Origin of the sequence: Mycobacterium fragae (genome assembly GCF_002102185.1) — a bacterium.
Taxonomy (GTDB): Bacteria; Actinomycetota; Actinomycetes; order Mycobacteriales; family Mycobacteriaceae; genus Mycobacterium; species Mycobacterium fragae.
This window is the reverse complement of record NZ_LQOW01000014.1, coordinates 1-12636: the sequence shown is the minus strand read 5'-3', so window position 1 is coordinate 12636 and position 12636 is coordinate 1. Positions and strand designations below refer to the sequence as shown.

At 63.0% G+C, this 12636-nt stretch carries 13 protein-coding genes and 1 pseudogene; all 14 read left to right on the top strand.

Annotation, left to right across the window (positions count from 1 at the left end):
- Positions 1-13 precede the first annotated feature (13 nt).
- On the top strand, positions 14-448 hold the full coding sequence (locus AWC06_RS06565; protein ID WP_085195612.1) for a cupin domain-containing protein: 435 nt from the start codon (positions 14-16) through the stop codon (positions 446-448).
- 47 nt (positions 449-495) lie between these two features.
- Positions 496-963 carry a hypothetical protein gene (locus AWC06_RS23570; RefSeq protein WP_085195610.1) on the top strand — a complete coding sequence of 156 codons (468 nt, stop codon included), beginning with the start codon at positions 496-498 and terminating at the stop codon, positions 961-963.
- Positions 960-2483: a dihydrolipoyl dehydrogenase family protein gene (locus AWC06_RS06555; protein WP_085195608.1), complete on the top strand. Its 1524-nt coding sequence runs from the start codon at positions 960-962 to the stop codon at positions 2481-2483. The genes AWC06_RS23570 and AWC06_RS06555 overlap by 4 nt, the downstream gene beginning before the upstream one ends.
- Positions 2484-2509: 26 nt before the next feature.
- The gene (locus AWC06_RS06550) at positions 2510-3448 is read left to right on the top strand and encodes an NADP-dependent oxidoreductase (RefSeq protein ID WP_139819951.1); all 939 of its coding nucleotides are present in this window, start codon (positions 2510-2512) and stop codon (positions 3446-3448) included.
- 31 nt (positions 3449-3479) lie between these two features.
- Positions 3480-3869, top strand: a complete 390-nt coding sequence (locus AWC06_RS06545; protein WP_085195604.1) for a Rid family hydrolase — start codon at positions 3480-3482, stop codon at positions 3867-3869.
- Positions 3866-4531, top strand: a complete 666-nt coding sequence (locus tag AWC06_RS06540) for a nitroreductase family protein (RefSeq protein WP_085195602.1) — start codon at positions 3866-3868, stop codon at positions 4529-4531. Before AWC06_RS06545 ends, AWC06_RS06540 begins: the two co-directional genes overlap by 4 nt.
- Before the next feature lie 103 nt (positions 4532-4634).
- Positions 4635-6170 carry an MFS transporter gene (locus AWC06_RS06535; protein ID WP_085196031.1) on the top strand — a complete coding sequence of 512 codons (1536 nt, stop codon included), beginning with the start codon at positions 4635-4637 and terminating at the stop codon, positions 6168-6170.
- Entirely contained in the window at positions 6167-6589 is a 423-nt protein-coding gene (locus AWC06_RS06530; protein WP_211281925.1) for an MmpS family transport accessory protein, read from the top strand. The genes AWC06_RS06535 and AWC06_RS06530 overlap by 4 nt, the downstream gene beginning before the upstream one ends.
- A complete protein-coding gene (locus AWC06_RS06525; RefSeq protein WP_085196029.1) occupies positions 6586-9567 on the top strand; it encodes an MMPL/RND family transporter in 2982 nt (993 codons plus the stop codon). Before AWC06_RS06530 ends, AWC06_RS06525 begins: the two co-directional genes overlap by 4 nt.
- Before the next feature lie 155 nt (positions 9568-9722).
- Entirely contained in the window at positions 9723-9941 is a 219-nt protein-coding gene (locus tag AWC06_RS06520) for a ferric uptake regulation protein (RefSeq protein ID WP_085196027.1), read from the top strand.
- Positions 9942-10193: 252 nt separating this feature from the next.
- Complete coding sequence (locus AWC06_RS06515) at positions 10194-10574, top strand: nuclear transport factor 2 family protein (protein ID WP_085195599.1); 381 nt, start codon at positions 10194-10196, stop codon at positions 10572-10574.
- 36 nt (positions 10575-10610) lie between these two features.
- Entirely contained in the window at positions 10611-11528 is a 918-nt protein-coding gene (locus AWC06_RS06510; protein WP_085195597.1) for a TIGR03564 family F420-dependent LLM class oxidoreductase, read from the top strand.
- Between the two features lie 188 nt (positions 11529-11716).
- Positions 11717-12487 (top strand): SDR family NAD(P)-dependent oxidoreductase, encoded by a 771-nt coding sequence (locus AWC06_RS06505; protein WP_085195595.1) that lies wholly within the window; start codon positions 11717-11719, stop codon positions 12485-12487.
- Between the two features lie 30 nt (positions 12488-12517).
- Positions 12518-12636: pseudogene (locus AWC06_RS06500) on the top strand (WXG100 family type VII secretion target); the annotation flags it as partial.

Genomic DNA, 12636 nt, shown 5'->3' with positions numbered 1-12636 from the left:
GAGGGAGCCAAAAATGGGCCTGAAAATACCGCTCGCCGCCCTGACAGTTGCAGTAATGCTGGCGCCTGCGGCCCACGCCGAGCCGATGCCAGAGAATTCGGATCAAAACCCGGTTGTACGTCCAGTTTTCAATCAACCTACCAATGTTCCGGGCAAATCACTGGAAGCAGTGACCGTTAGCTATCCGCCAGGAGCTAAGAGCGAAGCTCACCACCACGCAAAATCGGCGTTCATCATGGCCTACGTGATCTCCGGAGCGATCCGCAGCCAAGTCGAAGGTGAGCCTGAACGCGTCTATCACCCCGGCGAGACGTGGAGTGAAGCCCCCGGCGCGCACCACACGATCAGTGAAAATGCCAGCGCCACTGAGCCCGCTGAATTACTCGCAGTCTTCCTGCTCGATACCGGAGACGGCCCGCTCACCACGGACGACAACGCGGAAAATTGAGCCGTCCCGCCGACTTTGAAGACAGCATCCATTTCCCGGAGGAGTCCATGCACACGCCTGATCCGGTTCGGGTTGTCCGGATCGGACTACGCTTGTCGCTCGCGGCGGCCTTCCTGTCCGCTGTTGCCGACCGATTCGGTTGGTGGAAACCGTTTGGGCAGGGTAGCTGGGGAAGCATGGCTGCTTTCGCCGACTATGCCCACCGGCTTGTTCCATTTGCTTCCGGATGGTTGTTGACCGTCATTGTGTGGGCTGCCACTGCAACCGAAGCGACCCTGGGAGTCTTGCTTCTGACCGGCTGGCGGCCGAAACTTGTCGGCGCGGCGACTTGCTTGGTCCTCATAACATTTGGAACCGCGATGGCTGTATCCCTCGGTATCGAATCACCGCTTAGCTACAGTGTTTTCTCCGCAGCAAGCGCAGCCGCGGCCTACGCCATACTCGGCACAACATCGCCACCACACACCACCCGAGCACAGCTGGACGTACCGATGATCGCAAGTGAGGGTAGATGAAAGCCACTAAAGACTTCGACGTGGTCGTCGTAGGCGCCGGGGTGGGCGGTGTGGCGGCCGTGCGGAAGCTTGCTTCGGCAGGCCTTTCTGTAGCGCTCGTTGAGGATCGTCTGGTCGGGGGGGAGTGTCATTACTTCGGCTGCAACCCGAGCAAAACCCTGCTTCGCCCGATCGAGGTGTTCAATCTCGCGAAAGCGGTTCCCGGTGTGCGAGAAACCATTTCGGACGAAGGACTGGACGTTGCGGCCGTCTTTGCGAAGCGCGACGCGATCATCGAGCACCTCTCGGACCAAGATCGAACAGCATCACTGCGGCAAGCCGGTGTAGCAGTGTTTCACGGGATCGGCCGGTTGAGCGGCGAACGAACGGTGCGCGTGACCTACGGCCCGGGGGACACCGCCGAAGCCGTCTTGACTGCACGCCACGCGGTCGTGCTAGCCACCGGCACTCGTCCTAACGTGCCCGAGATACCTGGGTTGGCGCAAGCACGCCCGTGGACCAATCGGGACTTAACGACCATGACACAAGTGCCGGCTCGCGCGCTGGTGGTGGGTGGCGGCCCCGTCGCGGTCGAGTTCGCGACCATCCTGACCGGTTTGGGCTCCGCGGTAACACTTCTCGTACGTGAGAACGCTCTGCTTCTCAACATCGAACCCGAAGCCCGCGAGCTGGTCACGCAGTCACTGCGAAGCAAAGGCGTCACGATTCACTTTGAGACGGAGTTGTCGGCGGTAGCCCGCCCCGTGGCGGGCGGACCCGTCACCGCGACCTTCCAGCGCCAGACCATCGAGGTAGACGAGATCGTCCTGGCCGCCGGACGGCGCACCAACACCGACAACCTCGGACTGGAAACCGTTGGCCTACCGGGCGGCGGGATCGTTTCCGTAAACGACCATCTCCAGGCAGTCGGCGTCACGGGCGGCTGGCTCTACGCGCTAGGAGATACCACAGGGCGCGCTCGGCTGTCACATATCTCGACCTACCACGGCCGTGTCGTGGCCGACATCATCGCGGCCCGGGCGGCAGGGCGAGAACTGTCCGAGAACGAGTTGACTGCCCGTGATACCGGCAATCTGGCACAGGTTATCCACACTGACCCTCAAGTAGTGACGGCGGGGCGCACGGAAAGTCAGGCACGAGCAGAGGGGTTCGCGGTACGGACGCTAACTGCCCACTATCCCGACCCGGTGTCATTCCTCGCCCTTTACAGAGATGGCTTCGATGGTTGGGCGAAATTGGTCATTAACGCCGAGACCAACACACTGCTCGGAGCGACATTTGTCGGGCCGCAGTTCTCCGAACTGGCGCAAGCAGCCACCCTGGCCATCGTCGCGAAGCTCCCAGTCAGTCTCCTACGCCATGCTGTCGCTCCGCACCCAACGGTCAATCAGGTCTGGGACGCGCTGGTCTGGGACCCGCTACTCACCCACGGTTCCGAACTCGCCCCATCACTGGAAAACGAGGCGCAGAAAGTGCAGAAGGGCACTCAAGCGAATCGCCTTAGTTATCAGGCCCGTTAGACCTCGGTCCTTAGGGAAATGTGACCATGCTTGTAGCGGGGTTCCGCACGCTCGGCGGCAAAGTGGAGACGTTCGAAGTGGACGAGCCGCGACCATTGGCGGCCGACGAGGTCCTCATCGACGTTCGCAGCGCTGGGGTCGGTAACTGGGACGACATCGTTCGCACCGGCGGTTGGGACGTTGGTACGAGGCCGCCGCTGGCGCTGGGCGTCGAGGCTGCCGGGGTCATCAAATCCGTTGGCGCGCAAGCGAGCAGATTCAGTGTGGACGATGAGGTGCTGTGCCACCCCATGCCGCTGCGCGACCAAGGCACGTGGGCGCCACTTCTGATCGCGCCCGTTGGATCGCTCGCCCACAAACCGGCCGAGATTTCCTGGGAGACAGCAGCGATCTTTCCGGTGCCGGCGTTGACCGCCGAGCAGGTGGTCGGCGAGGCGTTGGCCCTGCACGGTGGAGAAACATTGCTCGTCAACGGCGCGGGTGGAATCACCGGCGGGCTCATTGTCCAGCTCGCCGCTCTGCGCGGCGTCGATGTGCTAGCCACCGCAAGCCCGCGCAGCGCCGACCGAGTCCGCGCGAATGGCGCCCGCGAGGTGATCGACTACCGCGATCCGATGTGGCCACAACGCGCAAAGGCGTTGGCGCAGGGCTCCATCGACGCCGTCGCCAACGCCGCCCCCGGCGGTGCTGCTGCAGCGATGACCACGCTCGCCGACGGTGGCCGGTTGGCCACCATCACCCCCGACGTGCCTGCATCCACCCACGGCATCAGCGTAACCGCGGTTTACGTCCGGTCCGACGGCGCTCAACTCGACCGCCTGACCGCGCTACTCGACTCCCATCGATTGAGCGTGCCATTTCCGCGTACCTGCAGCCTGGATCAGGCTGCCTCCGCCCTCGCAGAAGTCGTCGCAGGCCACGAACCCAGCGGAGTGGTCATCACAAAAGACATCTCACAAAGTTAGCCGAAAAACCTCACACCGAAGGAGTCTCGAGATGACCACCATTACCCGGATCCGCACCGGAGTGGCCGATCACATTGGCAAATACGCCGACGCTGTCGTCGTATCCGGCGGCGGCACACAGATTTTCGTCTCCGGAACGCCCGGGGTGCGCGAAGACGGCACCGTGCCCGAGGACTTCACCGACGAAGCCCGGCAGTGCTGGGCCAATGTCGAAAAAGCGCTCGCCAATGCCGGCGCCAAGCTCACCGACATTGTCTACATGCGTCAATGGGTCACCAGCCGTGACAATGCGTCCGCCTACCTGGCGGTAAGCAAAGAGATCATCCGTCACGAACCCGCCGCCATGTTCAGCATCATCGACGGGCTGGTGTGGCCCAACATCCGCGTGGAAGTCGAAGTCACCGCCATCCTGCCGGCATGAGCACCTACCCCATCGTCGACTTGTCCACCGACGCACTGCTGACCACGACCCGCTCGGTGCGCAAACGTCTCGATTTGACCAAACCTGTTCCCATCGGCCTGATCCGGGAATGCTTGGAGATCGCGGTACAGGCACCGACGTCGGCCAACGTGCAGAACTGGAGCTTCATCGTGGTCACCGATGCCGAGCAGCGTCGCGCGATCGGCGATGTGTACCGCCGCACATGGGACTTGATCGTTGCGTCCCCTTTCGCGGTCGCCGACCGGTTCAAGGACGACCCCGTGCGCAATCGCGAGCAGCGCAAAGTGTCCGACAGTGCGGCGTATCTCGCCGAGCATTTCGGCGAGGTCCCCGTCTTGATGATCCCGTGTGTCGAGGTTATCGACGGCGACGGCACGCTGACGGGCGAAAACGCCAACCAGTATTGGAGTTCCATCATGCCCGCCGCGTGGAGCTACATGCTCGCCGCGCGTTCTCGGGGCTTGGGAACCACCTGGACCGGGGTGACCATAATGGCCGACGACGAGATGCGGGCCATTCTCGGCCTGCCCGACAACGTTTATCACGCCACGACCATTCCCACTGCCTACTACAAGGGCACGACCTTCCGCCGTGCCAAGCGGCTTCCGCTCGACGACGTGCTGCATTTCGACCGGTGGTGAACGGCCCAGCGAGCGAAACTTCAAGGAGGACAGCCATGGACGGCGATTACGTCGAACGGCTCTGGCAGTGACATTGCGTGAAGCGGCGCCGGCCAGCCGCGCGATGGTGGTCGCTGTGACGGTGTCGATGGTCGCGTTCCTCGACTCCACGGTGATCAACCTGGCCTTGCCGGCCATCGAGCACGACCTCGGCGGCGGCTTGGTGCTGCAGCAATGGATCATCGACGGCTACCTGCTGGCGATGGTGGCCGCGATTCTGCCCGGCGGGTCCATCTCGGATCTGTTCGGGCGCGTTCCGGTGATGCGGTTCGGTCTGTTGGCTTTCGGGGCGGGTTCGGTTCTAGCCGCGGTGGCCACCTCACCGGCGATGCTGATCACCGCGCGCCTCATCCAAGGCCTGGGTGCGGCGTTCCTCGTGCCGGGCTCGCTGGCGCTGATCAGGACGGTGTTCGACAAAGCACACCAGTCCGCGGCGATCGGCGTGTGGACCGGGTGGACGGGAACCGCCTTCGCGTTGGGCCCCCTGCTGGGCGGAATGTGCGTCGATTTCCTAGGCTGGCGTTGGATTTTCGTGTTGTCAGCAATCCCCGTTGCGATCGGGTATGCGCTGACATTCTGGCTGTGCCCGATGTCGGGGCGGGTCGAAGGCGCCCGTGTCGATATCGCCGGGGCGGGCCTGTCGGCGGTAGGGCTTGCTGCGACGGTGTATGCGTTGATCGAATCGCAACGCGATGGCTGGACCGACCCGATGGTCGTCACATCCTTGGTGGTCGGAATTGCCGCACTGGCAGGGTTCGTGAGCTGGCAGCGCCGCAGCAGGTGCCCGATGCTTCCGTTGCCGCTGTTCACCTTTCGCAACTTCGCTGCTGCCAACCTCGTTACGGCGTTCGTCTACGGCGCGTTGACGCTGGGATCGCTGGCGGTCGCCCTCTACACGCAAGAAATCGGCGGCTACTCAGCCACCGCTGCGGGACTGGCCACCCTGCCGATTCCGGCGCTGTCGTTCGTGTTGGCCCGTCATGTCGGCCGCATCGCCACGCGGGTGGGCCCGCGCGTGTTCCTGATCTCCGGCCCCGCCTTGGCGGGGATCGGTCTGCTGCTGATCCGCCCGAAACCTATTGGGTTCCACGCGATCACCGACCTGGTCCCCGGGATGATTGTGCTGGCCATCGGGCTGGTCGCGACTGTCACACCGCTGATGTCGGTGACGCTGGCCTCGGTGCCGACCGAGCACAGCGGCGTGGCGTCGGCGATCAACAACGCCGTCTCGCGGCTGGCCGCGCTGATGTCGATCGGGTCCTTGGGCCTGATCAGCGTTGGCACGGTGAGCGCGACGGGATTCGCCCACGGGTTAGAGGTGAGCGCCGCACTATTCGCCCTGGGCGCGTTGGGTGCCGCGCTGTTGATAACCAATCCCCCTGCCGGGTGTCAACCCGTGCCCTGCGACATCGCGGCGTTGTGCCGCGATCGTCCCGGTGTGCAACCCGCCCTGGCCAGCCGCCCCTCAGCCGCGACCGAGTTTGGCGCCCACCGCGGGAATCAACTCGACCGCTATGGCGTTCGGCTAGCGGTGGCGCACGTGACGAAGTGGCTTGATATCAGTCGGTCGAGAACCCGTGAGCGGGGGGCACGGTGTTGACGGTGATCAAGCGGGCATGGGTTCCGCTGGTCGTGGTCGTCGCACTGATCATCGGCGGCGTTGCAGTTGGCCGACTCCACGGTGTCTTCCCAGGGCCCGGCGTGCCCAAGCCCGATCCCCGGGATGCGACCCCGCCGTACGCCATTAAGACTGCGATCTACGAAATCCTGGGACCGCCCGGCACGACGGGCGTCGTGAACTGGATGGATGCGGAGGCACAACCTCAGAAGGCGAACTTCACCACGTTGCCGTGGTCGAAGACGATAGTCGCCGAGATGCCCGGCATCTTCGCCTACGTCGTCGCCCAAGGTGACGGCCCCTCGATCGGCTGCCGGATCACCGTCGACGGCAAACTGGTCGATCAACAGCAGGCCAACACGCGCGACGCGCAGGTTTCATGCTTGGACAAATCCGCGTGACCGACGACGCCGACACCGAGGAAATCCCCGTCCCGCAGCGCACCGAAGTCGAGCGGAAACCGCTGCTGGCCCGCACCATCCGCGTCCTGGCGCTGCCGATCCTCGCGCTCTGGCTGCTGATCGCGGTCGGCGTCAACATCTTCGTCCCCCAGTTGGAGAAGGTTGCCGAGGACGTGTCGGTGCCGCTCTCGCCATCCGACGCGCCTTCGGTGACCGGGATGAAGCGCATCGGGGAGAAATTCAAGGAGTACGACTCCGACAACCTCGTCCTGGTGACCCTGGTCGGCGACGAACCTCTCGGCCAGGACGCTCACCGGTTCTACGACGACCTGGTCAAGAAGCTGCGGCAGGACACTGAACACGTCGAGCATGCGCTGAATTTCTGGGGGCAGCGATTCACGGCATCAGGCGTCGAGAGCTACGACCACAAAGCCGCCTATGTTCAGGTCAACCTGCGCGGTGACCAGGGCGGAGCCGACGGCGACAAGTCGGTTGCCTCGGTTCGCCAGATTGTGGCGGACTCGAAGCCGCCGCCGGGGGTGAGGGCCTACGTCGCCGGTCAGGGAGCCCTGACCGCCGACACGATCGTCGTCGGCAACAAGAGCCTGGCCAGGATGACGATCATCACCATCATCATCATCGCGATCATGCTGATGTTCGTCTACCGATCCATCGGCACAGTGCTGCTGACGATGGTCATCCTGTTCGTGGGACTGGCCACCGGGCGAGGCGTGATAGCACTGCTGGGCGAAACCGGCATCATGGGGCTTTCGACCTTCGCCGTCAACTTGCTGACGGCATTGGCCATCGCGGCTGGTACCGACTACGCGATATTCATGGTCGGCCGCTACCAGGAGGGCCGCGAACGGCACCTGGACCGCGAAGCCGCTTACTACGACACCTTCGCCGGTGTCAGCAAGGTCGTTCTGGGCTCGGGTCTGACGATTGTTGGGGCGCTGGCCTGTCTGAAATTTACTCGGCTGCCCTACTTCAGTTCGCTGGCGTTTCCGTGCGCAGTCGGTCTGATGGTAGTGGTGGCCGCCGGGGTGACCCTGACACCGGCGCTGATCGTGGTCGCAAGCCGCTTCGGTGTGTTCGACCCGAAGCGAGAGTTCAACTACACACGCTGGCGCCGTCTGGCGACGGCCATCGTGCGGTGGCCAGCGCCCATCCTCGCTACTTCCGTCATCCTGGCGATCGTCGGCGCCCTGGGCTTGATGGGCTTCAACCCGCGCTACAACGACCTGTACTACCTGCCGCAGAGCGCGTCCTCGGTCCAGGCGTACACCGCAGCCGATCAACACTTCACCCAGGCCCGTTTGAACCCGGACCTTCTGATGATCGAATCCGACCACGACTTGCGCAATCCCAGGGACATGCTGGTCCTGGACAAGGTTGCAGGAGCCATCTTCCGGGTGCCCGGCATCGAACGGGTGCAGAGCATCACCAGGCCTCTCGGCCCGCCAATTCAAGACGGATCCGTCCCCTTCCAGCTCAGTGTGCAAACCGCACCCATCCGCGACAACCTCAGTTACCTGAAGGCCCGTGTCGGCGACATCAAGAAGATCGTCGGTAACCTCGACACCCTGATCTCCCTCTTGCAGCGCACGTACACGGTGACGCAAGAGCTCGCGAACGCCGCGGACGACAGCGCGAAGACCGCGGCGAACACAGCGGCCATCACAGACGAAATCCGCGACCATATCGCGGATTTCGACGACGTTTGGAGACCGATTCGCAGTTATTTCTATTGGGAAAAACACTGCTTCGACATCCCGATCTGCTGGTCGCTACGAGGGCTGTACGACGCCCTAGACGGGTTCGATCAGCTCGCCGAGCAGTTCCACAATCTCACCAACGACCTCACCCACACAGCTAAAGCCACGCACGAACTGCTGGCGATCATCCCCCAGATTATCGGCACGTCGATAGCAATCCGGAATACGACGCTGACCATATACAGCACTTTCGACAGCCTGATCGATCAATTCGACCGGCTGACCGATACGAACGCCGTGATGGGCAAGTCCTTCAATGACTCTCAGGTGGAGAGCCTCTTCTACCTGCCGCCCGAGATCTTCCAGAACCCCGACTTCCTGCTGGGGTTGAGCTTGATGGTGTCGCCGGACGGCAAGGCTGCTCGCTTCATCATCACTCACGCAGTGGATCCGGCGACGACGAAGGGAATCGCGTCCGTCGATCAGGAGCGCCAAGCGGCCAAGGAGGCGCTGAAACTCACCTCGTTGGAGAACGCCGACATCTACCTCGGCGGTACGGCTGCGACGTTTTACGACATCGCTAACGGCGCCAAGTACGACCTGATGATCGCCGGGGTGGCCTCGATCGTGCTCATCTTCATCATCATGGTGATCGTCACCCGGGCTTTGGTCGCTGCGGGCGTCATCGTCGGCACGATCGTGATGTCACTAGGGGCCGCCTTCGGGTTCTCGACACTGATCTGGCAGCACCTTGGCAATTTCCAGTTGCACTGGGTGGCAACCGAATTCGCGTTGATAGTCCTCTTGGCAGTGGGTTCGGATTACAACCTGATGCTAGTGTCCCGGATCGAGGAAGAGATCGGAGCCGGCCTGAAAACAGGACTCATCCGCGGCATGGGTCTTACCGGCCCGGTGGTGACTGCTGCCGGTGTGGTGTTCGCCGTCACCATGGCCACCATGATCACCAGCGATCTGCGCGCGATCGGCCAATTCGGCACGACGATAGGCCTTGGTCTGCTGTTCGACACCTTCGTCGTCCGATCGCTCATCACGCCGTCGATCATGACCGTAATGGGACGCTGGTTCTGGTGGCCGAAGCGGGTACGGGTCCGCCCGGCCAGCCAGATGCTTCGGTCCCTCGGGCCACGCCCGCTGGTTCGTGCACTGTTGCACCAGCCGCGGCACGCGGTCCCGCCGGATCGCGGACGTACCAACCGCCACAGCGCGCGCCGCCGATCGCCGATTGGATCGCACCGATAACACATCGCTGTCCGCGAGCGTATGAGCGAATTTGTGAACACTGCCAACGACGGCTTTTGAATTGCAGGCCATCTGTTTTGGAAAACATCGATCGCTCACCGTCTTCGATCTGAAACCAGCACCGAGCTGGGGCCATGGAGCGTACCCTGACAACTATGGTCAAGACCAAGACCTGCGTACATTGCGGCCACACGTTCGATCCGAACGACCGATCACGTGACCTGTCCGATCCGGACTGGCTTCCGGCCGCATCAGCCTATTGTTCGCATGATTGCAGTGACCGGTTCCATTGCGATCTAGGACATTCCTGCTCCACCCACGTGAAGGAGAAGGCTCAGCGCGAAGCCGCCAAGCCGGCACACTCCGAAACGTAGACCGATCGGCGCGAACTAGTCGAAAGACCATCGTTTGGTCGGAACCGCTTTCAGCAGTTCATGTTTCGGCAGACCGGCTTCCGGTCCTCTCAGGCCGGCACATACTCACCCGGGTGAATCGGTGATTGGGGTGATGACAGCTCACCCCGCCTGACGGCAGCCTCGTTACGACCAGAACAGGGCGGGATTGTCAGCCCGATTGCGGAGCGTTCCAGCTGCGAACGCCGAAACGCATAGAGAAGGAACAAGTACGTGACCGACACGAAGCAGACCACCGAAGATCTGGCGGTCCTCGAGCAGCTCAACAATGACTACGTTCGCTCCGACCAGTTCAGCGATGTCAAGCGCTTTAACGAGTTCCTCGCTGAGGACTTCATTGTGCAGACTCCAGGGGTCACCCGGAACCGTGAAGAGTTCCTCGACTACATCGCTAAGCCGCGTCCCTTCAAGGATCTCGCTGTGCACGACGTGAACATCCGCATCCTCAGTGACGTTGCTCTGATCCACGCCCGCGCCACATACACTATGCTCGCCGATGGAGTGGACCAAGAAGCTCTGTACACGGACACATATCAGAAGCGCGAGGGCACCTGGGTCTGTGTCGCGGCCTGTGCGATCGCTCCGGGCGCTTAACCCGCCCACCCGCATCTCCAAAGCCATAGGCGCACTATGCCGACTGGGATCGTGTTGTTTCCCAACCCGCGAGCAATCAATGTCGTCGACGACATGGTGGCGCAGGCCAGCCGTGCGTATCACCTCGGCGTCCGCCAGGTCTGGCTGGGCCAGCAATTCGATCACGACGCGATCGCTCTCGCCGCTTTGATCGGCGCCGCCGTACCGGGGCTCGGTGTCGGCACGTCGGTGGTGCCGATCAACCCGCGTCACCCGCTGATCGTCGCGTCCCAAGCGCAGACGGCGCAGGCCGCGTCGCACGGCAACTTCAGTCTCGGCCTCGGATTGGGCGCGCACGAGCCGGAGCGGCAGGCCTTCGGGATGTCGTGGCCCAACACGATCACACGCCTTCGCGAGCACTTGACGGTGCTGAGGTCCATCTTCGATACCGGAGCCGTGGACTTCCGCGGCAACGAGATCAGCGCACAGCCGGGATGGCCGGTGCGGGTTGCCGGGGGCACGCCCGTCCCTGTGTACGTGGCCGCGATGGGCCCAATTGCGTTGCAAGTCACCGGCGAGCTGGCCGATGGCACACTGCCGTACCTCGCCGGTCCGCGGACGATCGCGGAATTCATCGAACCGGCCATCGCGAAGTCGGCTGCCGAAGCTGGGCGCCGGAAACCCAGGATCATCGCGCAGGTACCCGCACTCGTGTCCGACGACGTTGATGCGGCAAAGAATTTCGTGGCCGAGCAGTTGAGCTTCTACGAGGCCATTCCGTCGTATCAGAAGGTGATTGCGCGAGAGGGCGTCGCTAGCGCGGCAGACCTTGCCGCCGTGGGTTCAGCGAAATCGGTCAGGCGTCAGCTTCAGAGCTATCTGGACGCGGGTGCGACTGATGTGGTTCTGAGCGCGCTGGCTTGGGCGAACGCCGGCGTGGCTGAAGAACTCTGGGCGGTCGCGACCTCGCTCTAACTCACCCGGGTGAATAGGTCGGTGGGGTGATGACAGCTCACCCCGGCAGGCGGCAGTCTCGGTACGACCAGAACCGGGCGGGATTACAACCGTTTGCGGGGCGTCCCAGCTGAGGGCGTTACGCGTCGCCGATACAAAAACTGCGGTTCAGTCGGAGCCGTCAGAAGAACCAGGAAGGGATCCCGCATATGCATTTCGAGGCCAAGAAGGTCATCGTTGTCGGCGGCAGCGCCGGCATCGGTCGGCAGGTTGCGATCGACATCGTCGATCACGGCGGGAGCGCGGTGATCGTCGGCCTGTCGAAAAACCGTGTCGACGACACCGTCGCCGAGCTGACGAGCCGGAGTGGCGAAGCCTGGGGCATCGCCGCCGAGCTGACGGATCGCGAGGCCGTCGCCGACACTCAGCGCGCGCTTTCCGAGCATCACAACGACGCGACACTGCTGGTCAACGCAGCCGGATTCTTCATCCCCAAGCCGTTTCTCGAGTACGAAGCGCAGGACTACGACTCGTACATGGAACTCAACTATGCCCTGTTCTTCCTGACACAGACCGTCGTTGAGGGCATGATCGCCCGCGGTGAGGGAGGGTCCATCGTCAACATCGGCAGCATGTGGGCACACCAGGCGGTCGGTGTGACCCCATCGTGTGGGCACTCGATGCAAAAAGCCGGCCTGCATGCGTTGACCCATAACCTGGCCATCGAGCTTGCCGGGCACAAGATCCGCGTCAACGCGGTGGCGCCCGCCGCCGTCAAGACCCCCGCCCTCGAGCGGTGGGTCCCGAAGGACGAGATCGACGCCACACTCGATACTTTCGCGCCATTTCATCCCCTGGGGCGAGTCGGCACCCCCGCCGACGTCGCCAACGCCGTCACGTATCTGCTCTCCGATGAGGCCAGTTGGGTCACCGGCGCGATTCTCAACGTCGACGGCGGCGTCATGGCCGGCCGTAACTAGCTAGCCAATAGAAGGTAAGGAGACATTCAGGTGACTACGCGTTTTATGACGGACCCGCACGAGATGCGGGCAATGGCGGGCCGTTTTGATGTGCACGCCCAGACGGTGGAGGACGAGGCCCGCAAGATGTGGGCGTCGAGCCAAAACAT

Bases quoted from the DNA above. Each gene is read 5' to 3' on its own strand.
- AWC06_RS06510 (WP_085195597.1), top strand. From the start codon at position 10,611: ATGCCGACTGGGATCGTGTTGTTTCCCAACCCGCGAGCAATCAATGTC.
- AWC06_RS06545 (WP_085195604.1), top strand. From the start codon at position 3,480: ATGACCACCATTACCCGGATCCGCACCGGAGTGGCCGATCACATTGGC.
- AWC06_RS06535 (WP_085196031.1), top strand. From the start codon at position 4,635: ATGGTGGTCGCTGTGACGGTGTCGATGGTCGCGTTCCTCGACTCCACG.
- AWC06_RS06540 (WP_085195602.1), top strand. From the start codon at position 3,866: ATGAGCACCTACCCCATCGTCGACTTGTCCACCGACGCACTGCTGACC.
- AWC06_RS06555 (WP_085195608.1), top strand. From the start codon at position 960: ATGAAAGCCACTAAAGACTTCGACGTGGTCGTCGTAGGCGCCGGGGTG.
- AWC06_RS06520 (WP_085196027.1), top strand. From the start codon at position 9,723: ATGGTCAAGACCAAGACCTGCGTACATTGCGGCCACACGTTCGATCCG.
- AWC06_RS23570 (WP_085195610.1), top strand. From the start codon at position 496: ATGCACACGCCTGATCCGGTTCGGGTTGTCCGGATCGGACTACGCTTG.
- AWC06_RS06505 (WP_085195595.1), top strand. From the start codon at position 11,717: ATGCATTTCGAGGCCAAGAAGGTCATCGTTGTCGGCGGCAGCGCCGGC.
- AWC06_RS06565 (WP_085195612.1), top strand. From the start codon at position 14: ATGGGCCTGAAAATACCGCTCGCCGCCCTGACAGTTGCAGTAATGCTG.
- AWC06_RS06550 (WP_139819951.1), top strand. From the start codon at position 2,510: ATGCTTGTAGCGGGGTTCCGCACGCTCGGCGGCAAAGTGGAGACGTTC.